This window comes from Ruoffia sp. FAM 26254 (genome assembly GCF_045528545.1).
Classification (GTDB): domain Bacteria; phylum Bacillota; class Bacilli; order Lactobacillales; family Aerococcaceae; genus Ruoffia; species Ruoffia halotolerans.
The window spans coordinates 1-290 of the sequence record NZ_JBGQQY010000125.1; the positions used below are offsets into that span (position 1 = coordinate 1).

A 290-nucleotide genomic window follows, 5' to 3' on the forward strand; every position below is an offset into this window, starting at 1 on the left:
GTGATAAATACTAGTGATGGAAGTTACATTTCTAGAGGATAAACACTAATTAACTATACTCCAGAGTATACATCAATAAGATGTTATACTTTGGAGTTTTTGTTTTCAAAATGTAAAATTACAAAGTATAGTATTGTAATTATTAATAAATATGTATATAATTACATAATAATACAATAAGGAGTGTATATATGCATATTTCTATAGTAGGTATCACAGGCTATACAGGACTAGAATTGTTAAGATTAGCACTAAATCACCCTCATATAACTGTTTCATCGATTCATGCC

Annotated in this window: 1 protein-coding gene; it reads left to right on the plus strand. The window is 26.9% G+C overall.

All coding sequences use genetic code 11. The annotated features are described in order from the left end of the window. Window positions 1-191: 191 nt before the first annotated feature. Window positions 192-290 (plus strand): hypothetical protein (locus tag ACEN3Z_RS11950; protein WP_407090995.1); only part of this gene is annotated, 99 nt, incomplete at its 3' end.